A 23144-nucleotide genomic window follows, 5' to 3' on the forward strand; every position below is an offset into this window, starting at 1 on the left:
GCATTGGTCTTTCTTGATTGCCATCAAGCGAGACACCTGGGGACGGTTTCTACAATGGCACCGACCGTGACCTAGGAGGGCCCCATGTCAGAGACATTCACAAAAGGTATGGCGAGGAACATCTACCTGGGAGGAGGCGTTTTCTTCTTCCTGGTGTTCCTCGCCTTGACCTATCACACCGAAACCACCTTCCCCAAGCGCACCAACCAGAGTGAGCTCACCGAGTCGGTGGTGCGCGGCAAGCTGGTATGGGAGCAGAACAACTGCGTGGGTTGCCACTCGATCCTCGGTGAAGGCGCCTACTTCGCGCCGGAGCTGGGCAACGTCGCGGTCCGCCGTGGGGGCGATGCCGCCTTCGGTTCCTTCCTCGCTGCCTGGATGAAGATGCAGCCACTGGGCGTGCCCGGTCGCCGGCAGATGCCGCAGTTCCACCTCAGCGACCAGGAGGTCACCGACCTCGCCGCGTTCCTGCTGTGGACCTCGAAGATCGATACCAACAAATGGCCGCCGAACAAGGAGGGTTGATCATGAACCCGGGCAATCCGTACCTGAAATTCGCTTCGCAGTCGGTGGCCAAGCCGTACTTCGTGTTCGCCCTGATGCTCTTCGTCGGGCAGATCGTCTTCGGCCTGATCATGGGCATGCAGTACGTCGTCGGTGACTTCCTGTTCCCGGCGATCCCCTTCAACGTCGCACGGATGGTGCATACCAACCTGCTGATCGTCTGGCTGCTGTTCGCCTTCATGGGCGCGGCCTACTACCTGATCCCCGAAGAGGCCGACCGCGAGCTGTACAGCCCGAAACTGGCCATCGTGCTGTTCTGGGTGTTCGCCATCGCCGGCGTGCTGACCATCCTGGGCTACCTGCTGGTGCCCTATGCCGGCCTGGCGAAGATGACCCACAACGAGCTGCTGCCGACCATGGGCCGGGAGTTCCTCGAACAGCCGACGATCACCAAGATGGGCATCGTGGTGGTGGCGCTGGGCTTCCTCTTCAACATCGGCATGACCATGCTCAAGGGCCGCAAGACCGCTGTCAGCGTGGTGATGATGACCGGCCTGGTCGGCCTGGCGGTGTTCTTCCTGTTCTCCTTCTACAACCCCGAGAACCTGTCGCGCGACAAGTACTACTGGTGGTGGGTCGTGCACCTGTGGGTGGAAGGCGTGTGGGAACTGATCATGGGCGCGATGCTGGCCTTCGTGCTGATCAAGATCACCGGCGTCGACCGCGAAGTCGTCGAGAAGTGGCTCTACGTGATCATCGCCATGGCCCTGATCACCGGCATCATCGGTACCGGCCACCACTTCTTCTGGATCGGCGCGCCGCAGGTCTGGTTGTGGCTGGGCTCGATCTTCTCCGCACTGGAACCGCTGCCGTTCTTCGCCATGGTGCTGTTCGCCTTCAACATGGTGAACCGTCGTCGCCGCGAGCACCCGAACAAGGCCGCCGCACTGTGGGCCCTGGGCACTACCGTGACCGCGTTCCTCGGCGCTGGTGTGTGGGGCTTCCTGCACACCCTGGCTCCGGTGAACTACTACACCCACGGCTCGCAACTCACCGCAGCCCACGGTCACCTGGCGTTCTACGGCGCCTACGCGATGATCGTCATGACCATGATCAGCTACGCCATGCCGCGCCTGCGGGGCATTGGCGAGGCGCCTGACGCCCGTGCCCAGCGCATGGAGATCTGGGGTTTCTGGCTGATGACCATCTCCATGCTGATGATCACCCTGATGCTGACCGCCGCCGGTATCGTCCAGGTCTGGCTGCAGCGCATGCCCGCTGATGGTGCAGCCTTGCCGTTCATGGCCACCGTTGACCAACTGCAGATCTTCTTCTGGCTGCGTCTGTACTCCGGTGTCGGCTTCTTCATCGGGCTGATCTGCTACCTGCTGAGCTTCCGCCAGCGCGGCCGCGTGGCCGTTGCCTCCGGCGCGGCTCAGGTGAGCTGATCGATACCGTCCACCCGGGCCCGTCCGCTTTGCGGCGGGCCCTTTTGACGTTTACGGAGCCTGCCGGACTGCGATCTGGCCGGTAGCGCTTTTAGCCCTCTCTCCCTTCAGGAAGAGGGGGCTGGTTCGGTGTTCTGTTGGGACACCGTGCCCTGTACTTGCTCTCTGCCTTCCGGAGGCGCCATGACCATCCACCTCGAAATCGAAGAAAGCTTCGGCCGCGTCTGGCACCGCTTCATCACCCGCCGTGCCAGCCCGGAGTTCGAAGAGGCGGCGGTGACCCTGGATGAGGTGCGGCGCAGCCTGTTGCTGCTGTTCCGCGGCACCGGGGGTGAAGCCGGGGTTGGCGTGGAAGCGGCCAGTGCCCGCGAACTGCTGGTGCGTCGCAGCCTGCTGCAACAAGTGGCCGGCACCTGCCAGCAACTGCCTGTGGCCTGGTTCGACGCCGATTCCCTGCGCCTGCCCGCACAACTGGCGGTATTTCCCGAGCCGGAACTGAACCGCGAACTCTATCGCTGGCTGGCGCTGCTTGCCGCGCACAGTCAGCCAATGCAGCACTGGGCGCGGGACAACCAGGCCTGGACGCTCGCCGTGCTCGAACGCTATCCGCTACTGCGCCCACGCTACCGGCGGCTGGTGGATGCGTTGTTGAGCTTGCGGCCCGATCCCGGCGCTTTGCCACCGGCCGAAGCGAAGCTGGAACTGGCACTGCAACAGGCGTTGCGCGACCCGGGCAGCGTCGAACGCCTGCCGCGTAGCGAGAAGGCGCCCTGGCCGCTGCCGCTTTGGCTGTATCCGCCGCAACGGCTGGCTGCGCCACAACACACCGACCTGATCGACGGCGACGAGCACGGCCGTTCCGCGCACAGCGAAGCGAAAGGCCTGGCGCGCAAGCGTGCCGAACGTGTGGAGCAGGATCCTGGCCGCGGTGGCCTGTTGCTGTTCCGCCTGGAGAACCTGTTCAGCTGGTCCGAGCACATCGAGCTGGACCGCGCCGGCGACGACAGCGAAGACCTGGACGCGGCGAAGGTCGCCGACGACCTCGATCACCTGAGCATGTCCCGGCAACGGCAGAAAAAGGGCGGCGGACTGAAGCTCGACCTCGACCTGCCGGCCGCCGACTTCGACGACGTACCGCTGGGCGAGGGCATCCGCCTGCCGGAATGGGATTACCGTCGCCAGCAACTGATTGACGACCACGTCTGCCTGCAGCCGATGCTGCCGCGCGACGCAGTGCCGGCGCCGCTGCCGGATGCCCTGGCACCCATCGCGCGGCGCCTGCGCCGGCAATTCGAGAGCCTGCGCCAGCAGCCGCAGTGGCTGCGCCGGCAACCCCAGGGCGCGGAACTGGACCTGGAAGCCTGGCTGGACTTCAGCGTCGAGCGGCGCCTGGGCGCGTGCAGTGAGCCGGGGCTGTTCCTCGAACGCCGGCAGACCCGCCGCGACCTCGCTTGCCTGCTGCTGGCGGACCTGTCGATGTCCACCGACGCGCACATCGACAACGACCACCGGGTGATCGACCTGATCAGCGACAGCCTGTTGCTGTTCGGCGAGGCGCTGCAGGCGGTGGGCGATCGTTTCGCGCTGTACGGGTTCTCCTCGCTGCGTCGCCAGCAGGTGCGCCTGACGCAGCTGAAGACCTTCGATGAGCGCCATAACGATGTGGTGCGCGGGCGCATCCGTGCGTTGCGTCCCGGCTACTACACGCGCATGGGGGCGGCGATTCGCCGGGCCACGCAGCTCTTGCTGGAGCGCAAGGAGCGCCAGCGCGTGCTGCTGATCCTCACCGACGGCAAGCCCAATGACCTGGACTTGTACGAGGGCCGCTACGGTGTCGAGGACACCCGTCAGGCCGTGCTGGAGGCCCGTCGTGCCGGGCTGGTGCCGTTCTGCATCACCATTGACCGCGAGGCAGCGGACTACCTGCCGCATCTCTTTGGCAGCCAGGGCTACCTGCTGATCAACGACCCGGCACAGTTGCCGGTGCAGTTGCCGCAGCTCTACCGGCAGCTCACCCGCCGGCAGGGATAGCAGCTCTTTATGTAGGAGCGAGCTTGCTCGCGAACCAGCTCCGCAGCGGGGTTCGGTTCGTGAGCAGTAACGATGGCGTCCCCTCGCTCCTACAGGCCTTCAGCCGGAACCGGTGGTGGAGGGGGGCAAGTCGTAGGATGGGTGGAGCTTGCGATACCCATCAATGCAGGCCGGCGAATTTGGCGATGGGTATCGCTCCGCTCCACCCATCCTACGAGGGGAGAATGGTGGCAGCGATCAGCGCGGCAACCAGACCATCATCACCCCGCAGAACACCGCGAGGAGGGCGCAATACCAGGCGAAGCGCCGCAGCCGGCGCTGCTTCGCCAGTTCCTGGTGTACCGGCAGGGGCATCCCGCACTGCGGGCAGTCCGCGTGCTCCTCGGGACTCTCGTGCTGGCAGTACAGGCACTGGCGCATGGCTTACTCGAACTGTTCCAGGCGTGCGGTATCGAGCACCTGCACGGTGCGCCCGCTCAGGTCGATGATGTTCTCGTCGATCAGACGCCGCAGCACGCGGGAGAAGGTCTCCGGCTGGATCGACAAGTGCCCGGCGACCAACTGTTTGGCCATCGGCAATTCAAAGCGGCCGTCCTCGCTGCCCTGGCGGTTCAGCTGGGTGATCAGGTAGCGCACCACGCGGTGGGTGGAGTTCTTCAGCGACAGCGTCTCGATCTCGTTGATCCGCCGGTGCAGGCGCACGCAGAGGGTGGCGAGCAGCGAGAAGGGCAACTGCGGGTTGCTGTGCAGCAGCTCCATGTAGGTGCGGTTGGAGAAACGGTAGACCTGCGTGGGCTCCAGCGCCTGGGCCGAGGCCACATAGTCGGGGGTGTCCATCAGCATCATGGCTTCGGCGAAGGTCTGGCGGCTGCCGACGACCTCCAGCACCTTCTCCTGGCCGTCCGGGGTCAGGCGATAGATCTTCACTGCGCCGGAAATCACGAAATAAAAGGCGTGGGCCGGCTCACCCTGGAGAAACAGCTTGTCGCCTTTCTCCAGGTTGAGCAGCGCGCTGGTGGCGAGCAGCTGCTCCAGCTGTTCTTCGTTGAGCACGTTGAACAGATGGTGGCCGCACAGAATCTGGTGGTGGACGCGATGCGCGAGCATGGCGGAGCGCTCCTGGGCGGGGACAATCCCGCCAGTATGCGCGATGCCGCCCGGGAGCGTGGTGAGACAAGCTGTCACTGGTCGCCCTCCTGGCTCCAGCGCTGAGGCTCAGGCCGGGTGATTGGCGCCGAGGAACAGCAGGTTGTTCTCCAGGTGGATGTGCTGCATCAGGTCGCGGCGCAGTTCTTCCAGGCCGCTGTAGAGCCGGCGCCAGCTGTTGCAGCCATTCGGAGGCACGGTGAGGTCATCGGTCAGGTCGGCCAGCACGGCCAGCGATTGCGAGTGTTCGTCATGCTCGTGGCGCATCACGCCGATCGGGCCCTGCACATGGGTCAGGGGAATGCCCTGGCGCAGCCAGGGGAACAGCACGCTCTCCTCCTTGCACATGTGCCATTCCAGCTCCTCCTGCATGGTCTTCAGGTGCGCGGTGAGCCCGGCCGGGCACTGCGGGTGCGAGGCATGGGTCTTCTCCACGCGCTCGGCCAGCGGAATCAGGGCGGGCAGCTGCTCGCGATGGACCTTGTGGTAGCGCTCGAGGATGTGGTCGATCAGTTGGTCGTTGCTGGTCAGGCGCCAGTCGGTCTGGTCATTCGCCGGCGGCAGGGCCTGCAGTTCGTCGGCGATACGCTGGGCGTCGAGGCCCTGTTCGCTGGCCGCTTCGCCCAGGCTGCGCTGGCCGGCGCAGGAGAAGTCGAGCTTGTAGTCATGGAACAGCGCCGAGCTGCCCGGCAGGCTGAAGGCCAGGTCACTCAGGGTGCGTTCGGTGAGGTTGTCGGTCATGGTGGGCCTCGGGTGGAGTGGGGCACGGCGGCCGCAGTCGTCGTGGCCGTCAGTCTTGGCAAGGATGCGGTCAGTCTAGGGAAGGTCGCGCGCCCGGCTCCTTGATTGCAGTCAAGCACCCTCGACCAGCGCTTCCCGCTCGTCGCCGCCCGCCACTCGCATCAGTTGCTGCGGGTTGCACACCAGCAGCTTCTGCCGGCCGCCGATGACCAGGCCACGGTCCTCCCACGCGCTGAGAATGCGCGAGACGGTGTGCAGGGTGGTGCCGGTCATCTCGGCGATATCCTGGCGGGTGACCGGGAAATCGATGCGGATGCCGTCGGCCTCCGGTCGGCCGGACTGTTGCACGAGGCGCAGTACGGTGTGAGCGACACGTCGCTCGACTTCCTCGGTGGCCAGCTCGCAGAAGCGCACGTGGGCTTCCTGCAGGCGTTCGCCGATGGCCTGTACGGTATTCAGGGCGAAGCCGGGGTGACGGGCCAGCAGTGGTTCCCACTGGGTGGTGGGCCAGGCCAGCACCAGGCTGTCCTGGCTGGCGGTGGCGGTGGCAGGGTAGTCGCGCCGGCCCAGGGCGCGGACAAACCCGAACAGGTCGCCCGGGTTGACCACCCGCACCAGCACGCGTTGGCCATCACCGGTGAGCTGGGTTGCCTTCAGGCGGCCATGCACCAGCAGGTAGAAACAGGTCGCTGGCGAGCCCTGCTCGAACACGGCGACGCCGCCGGTCAGGCGCAGGATGCTGGCCTGGCGGAGGATATCGTCCTGCTCCTCGCGGCTGCTGTTGGCAAAGGGCGGCAAGCTGCCCAGCCAGGCGCGATTCAGGGAGAGATTGGCGGTCACGGCAATGATTCCCCTCGGTTCCGCCGCAGCATACCCAGTTAAGGGCGCGGCGGAACTTGAGGGGAATCAAGGGATATCTCTGACCAGGCGGAAACCGAGGTTATCCGGTGGTTGCCCGGCACTGCAGCCGCCGCCGCGGGCATCGCGGACGAAGTCGTTGATCGCCGCCCGGTGCCGCCCTTCGGCAATGCGGATCGAGCAGTACTCGGCGTGGTGGACCTGTACGCCCTGGGCGTCGAGGTTGACCCGCTGGTGGCAGCTCTGCGTCCACTCCCAGACATTGCCGCCCAGGTCGGCCACGCCGTATTCGTTCAGCCCGTGATTGCCGCGTGCCTGGGGCAACGCCGAAGCGCTGGTGCGGGTCTCCGCTTCCAGGCGGTAGCGTGCCAGCCAGCGCAGGGCGGGGTTGCTGCCGTCGTCGTCCTCGATACGCAGGGCATCGTCGGCCCAGCGTGAACCGGCGAAGAAAGCCCATTCGCGATTGGTCGGCAACCGCCAGCTCTGGCCGGTGCGCCGGGACAGCCAGTCGGCATAGAGCTGGGCATCCAACAGGCTGGCGCCGGTGAGCGGCATGTCATCGCTGGGTGCGCTGTTGTCCAGCGCGAGGCAATCGCCTTCGGCGACGCAGCGGGCGTACTCGCCCTGGCTGACCTGGAATTTCATGACCTCGAAGCGCGGGACGAAGTGTTCACGCTGCGAGGGCGCGTCCACTGCCTGTTTCCCCAGCCAGTAGTCTCCGGCCGGGCGGAAGTTGAAGTCGCGTGGTTGTAGCTTCACGGTTTGCGGCGCGAGTTGCGGTTCGTGCTGTGGCTGCGACAGGAAGAATCCCCCGCCCAGCAGCAGCGCGACGGGTACGCCGATCAGGATGGTCTTGCGCATGGTTTGCCCGGTCGCCGGTATCAATTACTGGGAAAGGGCCGGCCCGGAGGGGCCGGCCGTGGGCCTTACTTGATCGGTGTTGGCGGCAGGGTCTGGCTCATCAGGTCGGCGTTCCACTTGCCTTCGACCTGGATGTGCGCCGCGGCGCCCAGCAGCACAGCCTCGATGAGGTTGTGGTTGAGGTAGGTGTACAGGCCCGGCTGCAGGAAGGTGTACAGCGCAGCGCCGGCCGCGCCGCCCGGGATGAACCAGGTTTCCAGGTCTTCCTCCGGCGGGTTCTTGAACTTGCCGGTGGCCCAGACGTGGTCACCGTGGCCGCCAATCAGGTGCGGACGGGTGTCGCGGTTGGCCTGGGCGTGGATCAGCAGCATGGTCTCGCCGACATTGGCGGTGAGGGCGCCCTTGCCGGTCAGCGCGCCGACCTTGCCGTTGAACACGACGTGGCTGGGGATCAGCCCCTTCATGACTTCCTGCATGTCGTTGAAGCTTTCCATCGGCGTGCCGTAGCGCTTGAACTTGCCGTCCTTGTCGCGCGGGACGTAATAGTCCTGCTCACCGATGTAATAGACCTTGTCGTACTTCAGCGACTTGCCGTTGCGGTCCTTCAGGCCGTCGCGCGGCAGCACCATGATCGCGCCGTTCATGCCCGAGACTACGTGCCACGGGATCATCGCGCCGCCCGGAGCGCAGTGGTAGATGAACACGCCGGGGCGGGTGGCGCGGAAACGCAGCTGCACTTCCTCGCCGGGCTGGATGATGGTCAGCGCGCCGCCGCCCAGGGCGCCGGTGGAGGCGTGGAAGTCGATGTTGTGGGTCAGGGTGTTGCTCGCCGGGTTGACCAGGGTGAGCTCCAGGTAGTCGTCCTGGTGCACCACCATCATCGGGCCGGGTACCGAGCCGTTGAAGGTCATGGCGTGGATTTCGGTGCCGTCGTCGTCGATGACCAGCTTCTTCTCTTCGATCACCATGCGGAACTGCACGACCTTGGGCTTGCCGGTGGCGCGCTGCTCATGGGCATGGACGAAGGGCGGAGCGACCAGCTCTACCTGGACGTGCTCGAGCTTGGAGAGGTCCGCGGCCGGGCCCATGTTCTTTGGCGCTGCCTCCGCGTCGGCCATCGCCTTGCCGCTGCCGAGCATGGTGCCGGTGACGCCAAGGACCACGGCGCCGGCTAGCAAGGTGCGGCGGGAAAGCGAAATCTCTTCCTGATCAAACATGGGTAACTCTCCGTAATCGACGAACTGTCGTTAGGTAAAGAAATACCCGTTCGGAGGAATCCTTCTTTGAGCGGGAACAAAGAAGATTTCAGCTGGACAACGTGTCGCAGGCCATGTTGTGCGGTAGCTCGCGTTTACAGTCTCGTTCCCATGCGAGCGGGCAAGAGTCAGCGCGGCGAGGTAAGATTCGTCCTGCTCTGATTCCCGGCCCGGCGTGCGGGCTCCAACGGACAAGGATCTTTCATGCGTCTGTACGGACTGACCCTGCTGGCCCTGATCACCGGTTGCCTCGGCGTGCAGGAAGCGCGCGCGAGCAGCGACGATTCCTGCTACCCGAGCTGGAACCTCAAGCGCGACACGCTGGACGTGTGCAACAGCCTGCCGTTCCTCAGCCCCGGCAACGACAGTCGGGTCAACCTGCAGCTGCTGCTGGCCGACGCCGGCCAGGCCAGCATCCCCAGTCACGCGCTGACCGACGACGAACAACAACTGGGCTATGGCCAGGTGCCGTTCCCGCTGGCGCGCTGGCTCGACGGCGCCGCGCCGGGCGACGCGACTGACAGCCCCAGCACCGCGCCGCTGGCCGATCTTGCCGCGCGCATCGGACTGCCGGCGGATGCCGTGCAGTCCTCCGCCGATAGCTTCGCCAGTGGCGAAGGCAGCCGTTGCCGCAGCAACAACGCGGCTACCGCCCAGGGTTTCCTCAGCCAGTTGCTGCTGGTCGACAGCCTTTCCGCCGGAGAACGCCAGGGCCTGGCCCGCGCGCGGCTGACCCTGCTGGGCGCCTGCCAGTGGGACGAAACCCAGCTCAGCGTGCTGCTGCCGGGAGACCTGCAGAGCGCCCCGGCCAAGGCCTACCGCACCTATCTCAAGGGCGCGGCGGACTTCTACAGTGGTCGCTTCGGCGAGGCGCTGAAGTCCTTCCGCGCGCTGCAGGACAGCGACCAGCCCTGGCTGAAGGAGACCGCGCGCTACATGGTCGCCCGCGCACTGCTCAACCAGGCGCAGCAAAATGCCTTCGATGAGATGGGCTACCCGGACCTGCGCAAGGTCGACAAGAAAATCCTCGCCCAGGCCGAAGCCGCGCTGGGCGACTACCTCAAGGCTTATCCACAGGGCCAGTACAGTGCCTCGGCCAAGGGCCTGACGCGCCGTGTCTACTGGTTGATGAGCGACGAAGGCCGGCTGGCCGGCGAGTACGCCAAGCTGTTCGCCCGCGAAGAGGCCGACGATCTTGCGCAGCTGGTGCAGGAAGTCGACAACAAGCTGCTGGTCACCGCCCACCCGGCCGACGTGCGCGACGCGCGCCTGCTGGCGGTGCTCGACCTGATGCAGATGCGCCATCACGAAGCCAACGAGCCCCGCGCCCTGGACGCCGCCGGCCTGGCTGCGCAGAAGGACCTCTTCGCGAAGCACCCCGGCCTGCACGACTACCTGACAGCGGCCTACCAGCTGTACGTCGAGGAAAAGCCCGCCGAGGCGCTGAAGTCCCTGCCCGAGGAGCTGCCGGCCAAGCTCGACTACCTTGCCTTCAGCCAGCAGACCCTGCGCGGCTTCGCCCTGGAAGCGGGCAACGACTGGATCGCCGCCGAGAAGCTCTGGCTGCGCCTGCTGCCGCTGGCGGTGCAGCCGCTGCAACGTGAGCAGCTGGAGCTGGCGCTGGCTTTCAACTACGAGCGCAGTGATCGCCTGGTGAAGGTCTTCGCCGAAGGCTCGCCGGTGCATACGCCGATCATCCGCGAGATTCTCCTGCGCCACGTCGCCGGTCCCGACCTGCTGCGCCAGCAGGCGAAATCCACCAGCGTCTCGGTGGAAGAGCGGGATACTGCGCTGTTCGCACTGCTCTACAAGGACCTGCTGCACGGCCAGTACCAGGCCTATATCGACGACCTCGCGCTGCTACCCACCGACGGTAGCGGCAAGCCGCTGGGCGCCAGCATCGGTTATCTCTACGGCAGCATGCCGCTGTCGCTGTTCCAGTGGCCGGGCGGCAAGAACGACAGCGGCTACGAATGCCCGGCCATTGTCGACGTCGCCCACGACCTGCTGCAGGACCCGCAGCCGCCCAAGGCGCTGAACTGCCTGGGCGAGTTCATCCTGCGCAACGGCCTGGACGGCTTCCCGCTGGATACCCAGCCCAGCGAACGCGAGCTGGGCGGCGGCGAGTCGCTGTTCCCCGGCACGCCCTACTCGCGCATGGACGGTTACCTCAAGGTCATCGCCGACAAGCAAGCCGTGGAGGAGGACAGTGCGTACGCGCTGTTCCGCGCCATCAACTGCTTCGCCCCCAGCGGCTTCAATGGCTGCGGCAGCCAGGACATCGCCCCGGCACAGCGCAAGCAGTGGTTCCGCACCCTCAAGGGCCAGTACTCCGCGACGCCCTGGGCGAAGTCCCTGAAGTACTACTGGTAAGCCCTGTGCGGCGCGTCGTGCTCCTGGCGTTGGCGTTGCTTGCTGGCAACGCCTCGGCGGCCGGCGTGGACGCCGCCGAGCACGACGCCTTCTGGCTGTGGAGCGGGGTCGCCGCGCAACCGGTACTGGCCCAGGCCCGCACCCTCTACGTCCTGCAGGGGCAGGTCAGCGCGCCGCGCTACAGCGATGGCCGCGCCCGGTTGATTGCCCAGGGTATCGCCATCCCGCGGCTGAAGCAGGGCGAGGTCTGGGTGGTCTACCGCGCCCACACCCTGCACTGGAACGAGGATATCTACCGCACCCTGCTGTCCCAGCTGCGCCGCTGGCGCGCCGCCGGCAACCCGGTGGTGGGCGTGCAGATCGACTTCGACGCGCGCACGCGCTACCTGCACGAGTACGTCGACTTCCTCCAGGACCTGCGCACGCGCCTGCCCAAGGACTGCAAGCTGAGCATCACCGGGCTGATGGACTGGGGCAGCAATGCCGCGCCGGAGACCATCAATCGCCTGGCCGGCGTGGTGGACGAAGTGGTGGTGCAGACCTACCAGGGGCGCCAGACCATTCCCAACTACCAGGCTTACCTGCCGCGAGTGGCGCGGTTGCAGCTGCCGTTCCGTATCGGGCTGGCGCAGTACGGGCAGTGGCGGGCGCCCGATTACCTGGCGAAGAGCCGGTGGTTCAGGGGGTATGTGGTGTTTTTGCAGAACCCGTGAGATGGGTGCGGGCGGCAAGTCAATCGCGGACGGAGTCCGCTCCTACACGCGCCGACGGTTTGCGTTTAGTTGAGTAGGGCGCATAACGCCTCGGGCGTTATCCGCCATCGCGGCGGATAACCCGTTCCGGGTTATGCGCCCTACGGTCGGCAGAGTCGGTGATATGGATGCGGGCGGCGGGCCAATCGCGGACGGAGTCCGCTCCTACGCGGGGTTGGGCTTTGGGTAGGAGCAACTGTCTTTCCCTGGTAGTTCCGTGTTTGTGCTTTCCCCCTCACCCCAGCCCTCTCCCTCAGGGAGAGGGAGCAAATCGTGCCGGCTGACGCTGTGGTTTCATCCGACACCGAACGGTCCCCTCTCCCCCTGGGAGAGGGTTAGGGTGAGGGCCGATCCGAGCACAGATCTATCCGGTAGGAGCGGACTCCGTCCGCGATCGCTTTCCGCCGACAGAGGACTCAGCTGCCACACCCGCACTTGCCGCAATCGCTTCCGCAACCCCCGGCCGCCGCCGGCTCCCGCGCATCGCGGGTGCTGCCGCCATTGAGGTTGCGCATCAGCAGCGCGTATTGCAGGTCCAGCTCCTCGGGCACCGGGATGTAGACGATATGGCCATCACCGGGCGCAACGCCGATGGACTCGCCACGGCTGTTCTCCAGCGCATGCAGGCGGAAGGTGCGGTTGCCGGCCGGGGTCATCAGCTCGACGCTGTCGCCGACCTCGAAGCGGTTCTTCACCCGCACTTCGGCAAGGCCCTGGCGGCGCTCGCCAGTGAACTCACCGACGAACTGCTGGCGCTCGGAAAGCGAGTGGCCGTACTGGTAGTTCTGGTACTCGTCGTGCACATGGCGACGCAGGAAGCCCTCGGTATAGCCGCGGTGCGCAAGCGACTCCAGGGTATCCATCAGGCCGAGGTCGAAGGGTCGCCCGGCGACGGCATCGTCAATGGCCTTGCGGTACGTCTGCGCGGTGCGCGAGACGTAGTAGTGCGACTTGGTCCGCCCCTCGATCTTCAGCGAATGCACACCCATCTGCGCCAGACGCTGCACGTGCTGGATGGCGCGCAGGTCCTTGGAATTCATGATGTAGGTGCCGTGCTCGTCCTCGAACGCCTCCATCAACTCGCCGGGGCGGTTGCCTTCTTCGAGCAGGATGATCTCCTTGCTCGGTGCGCCGATGCCCAGGGTCGGCTCGACATTGCGCACCGCGTGGCCCAGTTCGTCCTCATGGGCCGCATGGGTCTGGTATTCCCAGCGGCAGGCGTTGGTGCAGGTGCCCTGGTTGGGGTCGCGGCGGTTGATGTAGCCCGACAGCAGGCAGCGCCCGGAGTAGGCCATGCACAGCGCACCATGGACGAAGACTTCCAGCTCCATGCCCGGCACGCGCTCACGAATCTCGCCGATTTCCTCCAGCGACAGCTCGCGGGACAGGATCACCCGCTTGAGCCCCTGCTGCCGCCAGAACTCCACGCTGGCCCAGTTCACCGCGTTGGCCTGCACCGACAGGTGGATATCAACCTCGGGGAAATGCTGGCGAACCAGCATGATCAGGCCAGGATCGGACATGATCAGCGCATCCGGGCCGAGGGCGATCACCGATTCCACGTCCTGCAGGAAGGTCTTCAACTTGGCGTTGTGCGGGGCGATGTTCACCACCACGTACAGGTGCTTGCCCTGGGCGTGAGCCTCATTGATGCCGATGGCGAGGTTGGCGTGGTCGAATTCGTTGTTGCGCACCCGCAGGCTGTAGCGCGGCTGGCCGGCGTAGACGGCATCGGCGCCGTAGGCGAAGGCGTGGCGCAGGCTCTTCAGCGAGCCGGCGGGGCAGAGCAGTTCGGGGGAAAACGGCGTGGGAGACATGACGGCGCAGCGGGTAGTGGGAAAAGGGCCGCCACTCTAGGAAATCCGGGGCTTGCGCGTGCTGAGCGAAGTCAACGCCAGAGCGCTTTTCGTAGGAGCGAGCTTGCTCGCGAACCGGGCTGGCACGGTGTTATGCGGTTCGCGAGCAAGCTCGCTCCTACAGGTAGGGCAGCGCCGAGTCTGGCATCATTCCAGCCAGCGCCGCCCCTGCAGCTCCAGCAGCGTCTGCGCCTGCTCCGGCCCGTTGCTGCCGGCGGGGTAGGGGCGTGGGCTCTGGTAGTGCTCGTGCCAACCCTTGATGATCGGGTCGACCCAGCTCCAGGCCGCTTCCACCTCGTCGCGGCGCATGAACAGCGTCGAGTCGCCCTCGATCACGTCCAGTAGCAGGCGCTCGTAGGCGTCCCAGCGGCGCTTGTTGGTGCTGAACGCCTGGGCGAGGTTGAGGTCCAGTTCCACCGGCTCCAGCTGCATGCCCTTGCCGGGCGCCTTGGCCATCAGCTGCACGCTGATGCGCTCCTCGGGCTGCAACCTTATCCACAGGCGATTGGCTGCGCCGACGCTGCTGCCGATCAGGCTGTTGGGCACCGGTTTGAACTGGATGGCGATCTCCGAGCACTTCTTCGCCATGCGCTTGCCGGTGCGCAGGTAGAACGGCACGCCGGCCCAGCGCCAGTTGTCGATCTCTGCCTGAACGGCGACGAAGGTCTCGGTATCGCTGTCGTTGTCGACATTTTTCTCGAACCAGTAGGCCGGCACCTCCTGCCCGCCAATGTGCCCGGCGGTGTACTGGCCGCGCACGGTCTTGTCCTGCACGTCCTGCCCGGAGATCGGCTTGAGCGCCTGGAGGATCTTCACCTTCTCGTTGCGCACCGCCTCGGCGTCAAAGTGCACCGGCGCCTCCATGGTCACCAGGCAAAGGAGCTGCAGCAGGTGGTTCTGCACCATGTCGCGCATGGCGCCGGCCTGGTCGTAGTAGCCGCCACGGTTCTCCACGCCGAGGGTCTCGCTGACGGTGATCTGCACATGGTCGATGTGCCCGTTGCGCCACACCGGCTCGAACAGCGTGTTGGCGAAGCGCAGGGCCATCAGGTTCTGCACGGTTTCCTTGCCCAGGTAGTGATCGATGCGGAACACCCGCGACTCGTCGAATACCTCGCCGATGGCCTGGTTGATCGCCACCGCCGACTCCAGCGAATGCCCCAGCGGCTTCTCCAGCACGATGCGCGCCAGCGGCCCGGCGAGGCCGGCGATCTTCAGGTTCTGCGCGATCGGCGCGAACAGGCTCGGCGCGGTGGCCAGGTAGTGCACCAGCACGCGGCCCTCGGTGCGCTTGAGGGCCTTGGCGACACGGCCGAAATCGGCGCTCTGCGAGGCGTCCATCGCCACGTACTCCAGGCGCTGGGCGAAACCGCGCCAAGCCTCGGCGGAGAAGTCGCTGCGCGCCACCTGGGCGCGGCAGTTGCGCTCGGCGAGGGCGAGGTAGGACGGGTTGTCCCGCTGGCTGCGGGCGAGGGCGAAGATCCGCGTATCGGCCGGCAGGCGGTTCTCCCGGTGCAGGTGGTAGAGCGCCGGCAGCAGTTTATGTAGCGCCAGATCGCCGCTGCCGCCGAATACCAGGATGTCGCAAGAGCTTGGCAGGCCGAGGCTCGCAGGCGTGTTCACAGACTTATTCCCTGGGCGTGAAGGAAGTTTTTGTAGTATAACTACAACAAGACTACATAAATTTCAGACAACTATCACCGAGCCTATCCCTGTGAACCTTTTGCAGCACATTGCCCAGTCGCGTCATCTGCTCCGCAAGTCGGAGCTCAAGGTTGCCGATCACGTGATGCAGGATCCTGCATCGGTCATGCACAGCTCCATGGCCGACCTCGCCCATAACGTGGGCGTCAGCGAGCCGACCATCGTGCGTTTCTGCCGCGCCATCGGCTGCAGTGGCTTCCAGGATCTCAAGCTCAAGCTGGCGCAAAGCCTCGCGGCAGGTGCCAGTTTCGGCCAGTTCTCGATCAACGAGAGCGACTCGGTGGCGGACTTCAGCCTGAAGATCTTCGACACCACCCTGCACTCGCTGATGGAAGTGCGCGAGCGCCTCGACACCCACGCCCTGGAGCGCGCCATCGCGGCCATCGCCCATGCCCAGCGCGTCGAGTTCTACGGCTTCGGCGCTTCCGGCGCGGTGGCGGCGGATGCCCAGCACAAGTTCTTCCGCCTGCTGCTCTCGGCGGCGGCCTACTCCGACCCGCACATGCAGGCCATGTCGGCGGTGACCCTGAAGCCCTCGGACGTGGCGATCTGCATCTCCCAGTCCGGCCGCTCCAAGGACCTGCTGGTGACCGCCAACCTGGTGCGCGAAGCCGGCGCCACGCTGATCACCCTGTGCCCCAGCCAGACTCCGCTGGCGGACCTGGCCACGGTGAACCTGGCGGTGGATGTGCACGAAGACACCGATATCTACACCCCGCTGACCTCGCGTATCGCCCACCTGGTGGTGATCGACGTGCTGGCGATGGGCGTGGCCATGGCCCGTGGCCCGGACCTGGTGAATCACCTCAAGAGCGTGAAGCGCAGCCTGCGTAGCCTGCGCCTGTCGCCGAAGGTGGTGAAGAATCACGAGGAGCGCCCGGAAGAGGCGTCCTAAGCGCTTTTCTGTAGGAGCGAGGGGGACGCCTAGTTCTTGCTCGCGAACGGATTCAACCGACGACTCGGTGGCTGGGCGGTTCGCGAGCAAGCTCGCTCCTACGAAGATCCAAAGCTCCTCGGATTGTCCGAAAATAGCCACAATTCCAACCGCTCGTCGGCGTCACCGGCGCTTCACCGCCACGTCGTCAAACGGTCATCGCTCGTCAGCATGCTGGCGTCTCCAGCCCTTCGGCCTTGGGAGATGCGAGATGCCCCGCCATATCGACGACACCCAGCTCCAAGTGGACAGCAAGACCCGCCGCAAGCTCGAAGACCAGCGGCGCATGCAGTTCCGTCGCGCCATCGAGGACCGCGTGGAGGCCCAGCGCCTGGCCCACGAAACCTCCGATTTTCCCGACCTGATCGCCGCCGCCTACCTCACTTCGGCGAAGGCGGGCCGGCGAAGCGTTCGGCAAGCTGGCTGATCAGCGCCCGCTCTTCACGGATGAAGGCGACGAACGCCTGGGCCACCGGGCTCAGGCGCTTGCCGCGGGCATGCACCAGACACCAGCTGCGGTAGAGCGGCAGTTCTTCCACCGGCAGCTCGTGCAGCAGTCCGGATTGCAGTTCGCGGCTGACCGCGTGGCGCGGCAGCAGCGCCAGCCCCAAGCCCGCCAGTACCCCTTCCCGCGAGCCTTCCAGCGAGGCGAACTCCAGCGTCTGCGGGAAGTGCGCGCGCTTCTGCTGGAAGTGTTCCTCGCAGGCCTTGCGCGTGCCCGAGCCGGGCTCGCGGATCAGCAGCGGATAGGGCTCCAGGTCCTTCAGCGAAAGCTTCGCGGCGTTGCACAGCGGGTGGTCCGGCGGTGCCACGGCGACGATCGGGTTGTTCAGGAAGGGCAGGAACTCCAGCGCCATGTCCTGCGGCACCAGGGACATGATCACCAGGTCGTCGCGGTTGTCCGACAGGCGTTTGATCACCTGGGCGCGGTTGACCACCGTGAGGTTCAGGCTGACGTCCGGGTGCTGCGCGTGGAAGGCGGCGAACAGGTGCGGGGTGATGTACTTGGCGCTGGATTCCACCGCCAGGCGCAGCTGGCCCTGCAGCGAGCCCTTGAGGTCGGAGAGGTTCATGTCCAGCACTTCCAGGCGCTGGAAGATGTCGGTGGTGGCGCGCAGCAGGGCGTCGGCGGCGTCGGTCTGGTAGAGCTTCTTGCCGATGTACTCGAACAGCGGCTGGCCGACCAGCTCTTCCAACTGGCGAATCTGCAGGCTGACTGCCGGTTGGGTCAGGGCCATTTCCTCCGCCGCGCGGCTGTAGGAACGGCTTTCGCACACCGCACGAAAAACCTGCAGCTGGCGAAGGGTCATACGCATCAATGACTTACGCATAGAACTCGGCCTGATCGCGACATTTTCAGCCAACTATAAAGCATTCTTTATGGCTACCCCAATAATTATTGATTTTGGTTAATCCTCCCTCCCGCGCTAGGGTAAAAACACGCCGGAACCCGCTCCGGCGAAGAGAATCCAGCTGCCGGGTCCGGGGCTGCCGATGGGTTTTTACGCCGGGGTGCAAAAGGCCCGGGCCGAGGGAAAGCCGCAGTGATCAAGAAAATCCTGATCGCCAACCGTGGGGAGATTGCTGTCCGCATCGTGCGTGCCTGCGCCGAGATGGGCATCCGTTCGGTGGCCGTCTATTCCGATGCCGACCGCCACGCCCTGCATGTGAAGCGTGCCGACGAAGCGCACAGCCTGGGAGCCGATCCGCTGGCGGGTTACCTGAACCCCCGCGCCCTGGTGAACCTGGCGGTGGAAACCGGTTGCGACGCCCTGCACCCGGGCTACGGCTTCCTCTCCGAAAACGCCGAGCTGGCCGATATCTGCACCGAACGCGGGATCAAGTTCATCGGCCCGTCGGCGGAAGTCATCCGCCGCATGGGTGACAAGACCGAAGCGCGCCGCAGCATGATCGCCGCCGGCGTGCCCTGCACCCCCGGTACCGAAGGCAACGTCGCCGATCTGGCCGAAGCCCTCACCGAAGCCGAGCGCATCGGCTACCCGGTGATGCTCAAGGCCACTTCCGGCGGTGGCGGCCGCGGCATCCGCCGCTGCAACAGCCGCGAAGAGCTGGAGCAGAACTTCCCCCGTGTGATCTCCGAGGCCACCAAGGCTTTCGGCAGCGCGGAAGTCTTCCTCGAGAAGTGCATCGTCAATCCCAAGCACATCGAGGCGCAGATTCTCGCTGACTCCTTCGGCAACACCGTGCACCTGTTCGAGCGCGACTGCTCGATCCAGCGCCGCAACCAGAAGCTCATCGAGATCGCCCCCAGCCCGCAGCTGACCCCCGAGCAGCGCGCCTACATCGGTGATCTTTCCGTGCGCGCGGCCAAGGCCGTGGGCTACGAAAACGCCGGCACCGTGGAGTTCCTGCTCGCCGATGGCGAGGTGTACTTCATGGAGATGAACACCCGCGTGCAGGTGGAACACACCATCACCGAGGAAATTACCGGCATCGACATCGTCCGCGAGCAGATCCGCGTGGCCTCCGGCCTGCCGCTCTCGGTCAAGCAAGAAGACATCATCCACCGTGGCTTCGCGCTGCAGTTCCGGATCAACGCCGAAGACCCGAAGAACAACTTCCTGCCGTCCTTCGGCAAGATCACCCGCTACTACGCGCCCGGCGGCCCCGGCGTGCGCACCGACACGGCGATCTACACCGGCTACACCATCCCGCCGTACTACGACTCGATGTGCCTGAAGCTGGTGGTCTGGGCGCTGACCTGGGAAGAGGCGCTGGACCGAGGCCTGCGCGCGCTGGACGACATGCGCGTGCAGGGCGTGAAGACCACCGCGGCCTACTACCAGGAAATCCTCAAGAACCCGGAATTCCGTAACGGCCAGTTCAACACCAGCTTCGTCGAAAGCCACCCGGAACTGACCCAGTACTCCATCAAGCGCACCCCGTCGCACCTGGCCATCGCCATCGCTACCGCCATTGCCGCCCACGCTGGCCTGTGAGGAATTCGTACATGACCGTTTCCAAGAAAGTCACCGTCACCGATACCATCCTGCGCGACGCTCACCAGTCGCTGCTGGCGACCCGGATGCGCACCGAAGACATGCTGCCGATCTGCGACAAGCTCGATAAGGTCGGCTACTGGTCGCTGGAAGTCTGGGGCGGCGCCACCTTCGACGCCTGCGTGCGCTTCCTCAAGGAAGACCCGTGGGAGCGCCTGCGCAAGCTCAAGGCCGCGCTGCCCAACACCCGCCTGCAGATGCTCCTGCGCGGGCAGAACCTGCTCGGCTACCGTCACTACAGCGATGACGTGGTGCGTGCCTTCGTCGCCAAGGCGGCGGTCAACGGCATCGACGTGTTCCGCATCTTCGACGCGATGAACGACGTGCGTAACCTGCGTGTTTCCATCGAAGCGGTGAAGGCCGCCGGCAAGCACGCCCAGGGCACCATCGCCTACACCACCAGCCCGGTGCACACCATCGATGCCTTCGTTGCGCAGGGCAAAGCCATGGCCGACATGGGCGTTGACTCCATCGCCATCAAGGACATGGCCGGCCTGCTGACCCCCTACGCCACCGGCGAGCTGGTCAAGGCACTGAAGGACGCGCTGCCGCTGGACGTGGTCGTGCATTCCCACGACACCGCCGGGGTGGCCAGCATGTGCCAGCTCAAGGCTGTGGAAAACGGCGCCGACCGCATCGACACCGCCATCTCCAGCATGGCCTGGGGCACCAGCCACCCGGGTACCGAATCCATGGTTGCCGCCCTGCGCGACACCCCGTTCGACACCGGCCTGGACCTGGAACTGATCCAGGAAATCGGCATGTACTTCCACGCCGTGCGCAAGAAGTACCACCAGTTCGAGAGCGAGTTCACCGGCGTGGATACCCGCGTGCAGGTCAACCAGGTACCGGGCGGGATGATTTCCAACCTGGCCAACCAGCTCAAGGAACAGGGCGCGCTGAACCGCATGGCCGAAGTGCTCGCGGAAATCCCCAAGGTTCGTGAAGACCTTGGCTTCCCGCCCCTGGTCACTCCGACCTCGCAGATCGTCGGTACCCAGGCGTTCTTCAACGTACTGGCCGGCGAGCGCTACAAGACCATCACCAACGAGGTGAAGCTCTACCTGCAGGGCCGCTACGGCAAGGCGCCGGGCAAGATCGACGAAACCCTGCGCCGCCAGGCCATCGGCAACGAGGAAGTCATCGACGTGCGCCCGGCCGACCTGCTCAAGCCGGAGCTGAACAAGCTGCGCGAAGAGATCGGCAGCCTGGCCAAGTCCGAAGAGGACGTGCTGACCTTCGCCATGTTCCCGGACATCGGCCGCAAGTTCCTCGAAGAGCGTGCCGCCGGCACCCTGAAACCCGAAGAACTGCTGCCGATCCCCAACGGCAAGGGCGTCGCCGCTGCCGGCGGTGAAGGCGTACCGACCGAGTTCGTGGTCGACGTGCACGGCGAAAGCTACCGTGTGGATATCACCGGCGTCGGCGTGAAGACCGACGGCAAGCGCCACTTCTACCTGTCGGTGGACGGTATGCCCGAAGAAGTGGTGTTCGAGCCGCTCAACGAGTTCATCGGCGGCGGCGGCAACAAGCGCAAGCAGGCCAGCGAGCCGGGCCACGTCACCACCACCATGCCGGGCAACATCGTCGACGTGCTGGTGAAGGAAGGCGACAGCGTGAAGGCCGGCCAGGCCGTGCTGATCACCGAAGCAATGAAGATGGAGACCGAAGTGCAGGCGGGCATCGCCGGCACCGTGAAGGCCATCCACGTAGCCAAGGGCGACCGGGTCAACCCCGGTGAGATCCTGGTAGAAATTGAAGGCTGACCAAGGACAGACGGGTCTTTAAGGTTCAGTCCCACGGGGGAGCACGATGCTCCCCTTTTTTTTGCGCGCCAGTTCGCTTTCGACCGAACCGTTTGGTTGATCCACGTCGGAAATTTCCTTCAGAAAGTCTCTATGTTCCACGCTGGGAAAACTGACTGACCAGGGTGGTGCGGTGATGGGGAGAGTCGTTCTGTTGTGGGTGCTGCTGTGCGGAGCCGCGCAGGCATCGGAGATGATGGATCGGCTCGCCGCGCTGGAACAGGACCCGGCCAAGCGCGAGCAGGCGTACGCCGCGGCCGAGGAACGCATCCTGCTGTGCAGCAAGTGCCACGGCAAGGACGGCAACAGCAAGCGCGACTACATCCCCAACCTGGCGGGGCAGAACCCGCAGTACCTCTTCGATGCCTTCGAGAAATACGTCGATGGCCAGCGCACCGACTTCGTGATGAGCCAGGCGGCCAAGCTGCTGACGGTCAACGAGCGGGTGAGCATCGCTTACTACTTCAGCCAGCAGAAGGTCGTGCCGCGCGCCGCTCCGGTCGTCGACAAGGCGCTGCTGGAGCAGAGCGCCCAGCGCTTCGCCACGGTGTGCTCGACCTGCCATGGCGAGAAGGCCATGGGGCACGACGGCTTCCCGCGTATTGCCGGGCAGCCCAGGGAGTACCTGACCCATGCGCTGCAGCGCTACCGCGACAAGGACCCGAGCCGCGCCGATTCGCCGATGCTGGCAGTGGCATCGCTGCTGAGCGACGACGACATCCCTGCGTTGACCGCCTACCTCAGCCAGTTGCAGCCCTGAAAACAGCCAGCCGCCCGAAGGCGGCTGGCTGTTGTTCTGATTGGCTGACGCTTACTGCTGCTTGTCGTCGGCCGGCTTGGCTTCTTCGGTCGCCGGTTGGGCCGGGGCAGCGGCCTGTTCTGCTGGCTTGGCTTCCGGCTGGGCCGCAGGTTTGGCTTCCTGCTGGGCAGCGGCGGGAACGGCGGTCTTCGAGGCTTGTTCGTCTTTCTTGTCACAGGCAGCGAGAACGGCGCAGGCGGCGATCAGGATGCAAAGCTTTTTCATGGAGTGCTCACTCATCGAGGTTGGGCGGATACCGGTCGTCTGACCGGGGCGGCAAGCTTTGCCGTCGGCGCGGGATGAGGCTACGTGGCGTGCTCCGGTAAAGGCCGGGAAATTTCTGAATTTGGTTTCAATGACCTGACGAAAAAGCCCGGCGGATGCCGGGCGTTGTCATTGGGCGTGTGTCGCCTGTTATGACGATGGATTCTTGTGCCTTTGTAACGGAGCCGACCCCTTGCCCAGTGGGTCACCGGGCAGGAAAGCAATAAACCTTATATACTCTGCGGTCATTTCTACCGTTTCCACTGTGAGAACCGCCGTGAGCCAGCTGCCGCCCTGCCCCAAATGCAACTCCGAATACACCTACGAAGACGGCGCCCAGCTGGTCTGCCCCGAGTGCGCCCATGAGTGGTCCGCCGACGGTTCCGGCGAAACCGACAGCGACGCCCGTGTGATCAAGGATTCGGTTGGCAACCTGCTGCAGGACGGCGACACCATCACCGTGATCAAGGACCTCAAGGTCAAGGGCTCGTCCCTGGTGGTGAAGGTCGGCACCAAGGTGAAGAACATCCGCCTGGTGGACGGCGACCACGACATCGACTGCAAGATCGACGGCATCGGCGCGATGAAGCTGAAGTCGGAGTTCGTGCGCAAGGTCTGAGCCTTCGCGCAGCCCATAAAAAGCCCGGCCATGTGCCGGGCTTTTTGCTGGCCATTCTTCGCCCCTGACCGATGTTCTGGATGAGTACCTGCGTAGGATGGGTGGAGCTTGTGTTCTGCCGGGAGACATAGGTAACGGTTGTCGGGGGACATGGGTAACGGTTTCCTATCATT

21 protein-coding genes are annotated in these 23144 nt (G+C 65.2%); 11 read left to right on the plus strand and 10 right to left on the minus strand.

The window, feature by feature from the left end; all coding sequences use genetic code 11:
• Positions 1-84 precede the first annotated feature (84 nt).
• The 3 genes from CTR55_RS25820 to CTR55_RS25830 all read left to right on the plus strand — a co-directional run bounded on the left by CTR55_RS25820 (position 85) and on the right by CTR55_RS25830 (position 3983).
• A complete protein-coding gene (locus tag CTR55_RS25820; protein ID WP_045213987.1) occupies positions 85-525 on the plus strand; it encodes a cytochrome c in 441 nt (146 codons plus the stop codon).
• A complete protein-coding gene (locus CTR55_RS25825; protein WP_296290551.1) occupies positions 525-1952 on the plus strand; it encodes a cbb3-type cytochrome c oxidase subunit I in 1428 nt (475 codons plus the stop codon). Before CTR55_RS25820 ends, CTR55_RS25825 begins: the two co-directional genes overlap by 1 nt.
• Positions 1953-2135: 183 nt before the next feature.
• Positions 2136-3983, plus strand: a complete 1848-nt coding sequence (locus CTR55_RS25830; protein ID WP_296290530.1) for a VWA domain-containing protein — start codon at positions 2136-2138, stop codon at positions 3981-3983.
• Positions 3984-4220: 237 nt separating this feature from the next.
• On the opposite strand, the gene CTR55_RS25835 is transcribed toward CTR55_RS25830, so the two are convergent.
• The 6 genes from CTR55_RS25835 to nirK form a co-directional block, all read right to left on the minus strand.
• A complete protein-coding gene (locus tag CTR55_RS25835) occupies positions 4221-4403 on the minus strand; it encodes a protein DnrP (RefSeq protein WP_296290531.1) in 183 nt (60 codons plus the stop codon).
• Between the two features lie 3 nt (positions 4404-4406).
• On the minus strand, positions 4407-5090 hold the full coding sequence (locus tag CTR55_RS25840) for a Crp/Fnr family transcriptional regulator (RefSeq protein WP_296290532.1): 684 nt from the start codon (positions 5088-5090) through the stop codon (positions 4407-4409).
• Between the two features lie 108 nt (positions 5091-5198).
• Positions 5199-5870 carry an iron-sulfur cluster repair protein YtfE gene (gene ytfE, locus CTR55_RS25845; RefSeq protein WP_296290533.1) on the minus strand — a complete coding sequence of 224 codons (672 nt, stop codon included), beginning with the start codon at positions 5868-5870 and terminating at the stop codon, positions 5199-5201.
• A gap of 111 nt (positions 5871-5981) precedes the next feature.
• The gene (locus tag CTR55_RS25850) at positions 5982-6710 is read right to left on the minus strand and encodes a Crp/Fnr family transcriptional regulator (protein ID WP_296290534.1); all 729 of its coding nucleotides are present in this window, start codon (positions 6708-6710) and stop codon (positions 5982-5984) included.
• 66 nt (positions 6711-6776) lie between these two features.
• Positions 6777-7589 carry an SUMF1/EgtB/PvdO family nonheme iron enzyme gene (locus CTR55_RS25855; protein WP_296290535.1) on the minus strand — a complete coding sequence of 271 codons (813 nt, stop codon included), beginning with the start codon at positions 7587-7589 and terminating at the stop codon, positions 6777-6779.
• Positions 7590-7654: 65 nt separating this feature from the next.
• Positions 7655-8707, minus strand: coding sequence for a copper-containing nitrite reductase (gene nirK, locus CTR55_RS25860; RefSeq protein WP_296290552.1), 1053 nt, complete (start codon positions 8705-8707; stop codon positions 7655-7657).
• Positions 8708-9049: 342 nt separating this feature from the next.
• On the opposite strand from nirK, the gene CTR55_RS25865 reads away from it, so the two are divergent.
• On the plus strand, positions 9050-11218 hold the full coding sequence (locus CTR55_RS25865) for an outer membrane assembly lipoprotein YfiO (protein ID WP_296290536.1): 2169 nt from the start codon (positions 9050-9052) through the stop codon (positions 11216-11218).
• A gap of 5 nt (positions 11219-11223) precedes the next feature.
• Positions 11224-11931 carry a DUF3142 domain-containing protein gene (locus tag CTR55_RS25870; RefSeq protein ID WP_296290537.1) on the plus strand — a complete coding sequence of 236 codons (708 nt, stop codon included), beginning with the start codon at positions 11224-11226 and terminating at the stop codon, positions 11929-11931.
• Positions 11932-12386: 455 nt separating this feature from the next.
• On the opposite strand, the gene yegQ is transcribed toward CTR55_RS25870, so the two are convergent.
• The gene (gene yegQ / locus CTR55_RS25875) at positions 12387-13787 is read right to left on the minus strand and encodes a tRNA 5-hydroxyuridine modification protein YegQ (RefSeq protein WP_296290538.1); all 1401 of its coding nucleotides are present in this window, start codon (positions 13785-13787) and stop codon (positions 12387-12389) included.
• A gap of 186 nt (positions 13788-13973) precedes the next feature.
• Positions 13974-15449, minus strand: coding sequence for a glucose-6-phosphate dehydrogenase (zwf, locus tag CTR55_RS25880; RefSeq protein WP_296290539.1), 1476 nt, complete (start codon positions 15447-15449; stop codon positions 13974-13976).
• 91 nt (positions 15450-15540) lie between these two features.
• On the opposite strand from zwf, the gene hexR reads away from it, so the two are divergent.
• Both hexR and CTR55_RS25890 read left to right on the plus strand, forming a co-directional pair.
• Positions 15541-16425 (plus strand): transcriptional regulator HexR, encoded by an 885-nt coding sequence (gene hexR, locus CTR55_RS25885; RefSeq protein ID WP_296290540.1) that lies wholly within the window; start codon positions 15541-15543, stop codon positions 16423-16425.
• Between the two features lie 250 nt (positions 16426-16675).
• Positions 16676-16891 (plus strand): PA3496 family putative envelope integrity protein, encoded by a 216-nt coding sequence (locus tag CTR55_RS25890; protein ID WP_296290541.1) that lies wholly within the window; start codon positions 16676-16678, stop codon positions 16889-16891.
• Here the strand turns inward: CTR55_RS25890 and CTR55_RS25895 are convergent.
• Complete coding sequence (locus CTR55_RS25895) at positions 16845-17780, minus strand: LysR family transcriptional regulator (protein WP_138213613.1); 936 nt, start codon at positions 17778-17780, stop codon at positions 16845-16847. The genes CTR55_RS25890 and CTR55_RS25895 overlap by 47 nt on opposite strands.
• Before the next feature lie 228 nt (positions 17781-18008).
• On the opposite strand from CTR55_RS25895, the gene CTR55_RS25900 reads away from it, so the two are divergent.
• The 3 genes from CTR55_RS25900 (at position 18009) to CTR55_RS25910 (ending at position 22049) form a co-directional block, all read left to right on the plus strand.
• The gene (locus tag CTR55_RS25900) at positions 18009-19424 is read left to right on the plus strand and encodes an acetyl-CoA carboxylase biotin carboxylase subunit (protein WP_296290542.1); all 1416 of its coding nucleotides are present in this window, start codon (positions 18009-18011) and stop codon (positions 19422-19424) included.
• Between the two features lie 11 nt (positions 19425-19435).
• On the plus strand, positions 19436-21250 hold the full coding sequence (gene oadA / locus CTR55_RS25905) for a sodium-extruding oxaloacetate decarboxylase subunit alpha (protein ID WP_296290543.1): 1815 nt from the start codon (positions 19436-19438) through the stop codon (positions 21248-21250).
• A 175-nt stretch (positions 21251-21425) separates the two neighbouring features.
• On the plus strand, positions 21426-22049 hold the full coding sequence (locus CTR55_RS25910) for a c-type cytochrome (protein WP_296290544.1): 624 nt from the start codon (positions 21426-21428) through the stop codon (positions 22047-22049).
• A 51-nt stretch (positions 22050-22100) separates the two neighbouring features.
• Here the strand turns inward: CTR55_RS25910 and CTR55_RS25915 are convergent, their stop codons facing one another.
• A complete protein-coding gene (locus CTR55_RS25915; protein ID WP_296290545.1) occupies positions 22101-22313 on the minus strand; it encodes a hypothetical protein in 213 nt (70 codons plus the stop codon).
• A 316-nt stretch (positions 22314-22629) separates the two neighbouring features.
• On the opposite strand from CTR55_RS25915, the gene CTR55_RS25920 reads away from it, so the two are divergent.
• Complete coding sequence (locus CTR55_RS25920) at positions 22630-22971, plus strand: zinc ribbon domain-containing protein YjdM (RefSeq protein ID WP_296290546.1); 342 nt, start codon at positions 22630-22632, stop codon at positions 22969-22971.
• Positions 22972-23144: the final 173 nt, after the last annotated feature.

This window comes from Pseudomonas sp. (genome assembly GCF_002796985.1).
Taxonomy (GTDB): Bacteria; Pseudomonadota; Gammaproteobacteria; order Pseudomonadales; family Pseudomonadaceae; genus Pseudomonas.

Bases quoted from the DNA above. Each gene is read 5' to 3' on its own strand.
- CTR55_RS25820 (WP_045213987.1), top strand. From the start codon at position 85: ATGTCAGAGACATTCACAAAAGGTATGGCGAGGAACATCTACCTGGGA.
- CTR55_RS25830 (WP_296290530.1), top strand. From the start codon at position 2,136: ATGACCATCCACCTCGAAATCGAAGAAAGCTTCGGCCGCGTCTGGCAC.
- CTR55_RS25835 (WP_296290531.1), bottom strand. From the start codon at position 4,403: ATGCGCCAGTGCCTGTACTGCCAGCACGAGAGTCCCGAGGAGCACGCG.
- CTR55_RS25840 (WP_296290532.1), bottom strand. From the start codon at position 5,090: ATGCTCGCGCATCGCGTCCACCACCAGATTCTGTGCGGCCACCATCTG.
- ytfE (WP_296290533.1), bottom strand. From the start codon at position 5,870: ATGACCGACAACCTCACCGAACGCACCCTGAGTGACCTGGCCTTCAGC.
- CTR55_RS25855 (WP_296290535.1), bottom strand. From the start codon at position 7,589: ATGCGCAAGACCATCCTGATCGGCGTACCCGTCGCGCTGCTGCTGGGC.
- nirK (WP_296290552.1), bottom strand. From the start codon at position 8,707: ATGGCCGACGCGGAGGCAGCGCCAAAGAACATGGGCCCGGCCGCGGAC.
- CTR55_RS25865 (WP_296290536.1), top strand. From the start codon at position 9,050: ATGCGTCTGTACGGACTGACCCTGCTGGCCCTGATCACCGGTTGCCTC.
- yegQ (WP_296290538.1), bottom strand. From the start codon at position 13,787: ATGTCTCCCACGCCGTTTTCCCCCGAACTGCTCTGCCCCGCCGGCTCG.
- CTR55_RS25890 (WP_296290541.1), top strand. From the start codon at position 16,676: ATGCCCCGCCATATCGACGACACCCAGCTCCAAGTGGACAGCAAGACC.
- CTR55_RS25895 (WP_138213613.1), bottom strand. From the start codon at position 17,780: ATGCGTATGACCCTTCGCCAGCTGCAGGTTTTTCGTGCGGTGTGCGAA.
- oadA (WP_296290543.1), top strand. From the start codon at position 19,436: ATGACCGTTTCCAAGAAAGTCACCGTCACCGATACCATCCTGCGCGAC.
- CTR55_RS25910 (WP_296290544.1), top strand. From the start codon at position 21,426: ATGGGGAGAGTCGTTCTGTTGTGGGTGCTGCTGTGCGGAGCCGCGCAG.
- CTR55_RS25915 (WP_296290545.1), bottom strand. From the start codon at position 22,313: ATGAAAAAGCTTTGCATCCTGATCGCCGCCTGCGCCGTTCTCGCTGCC.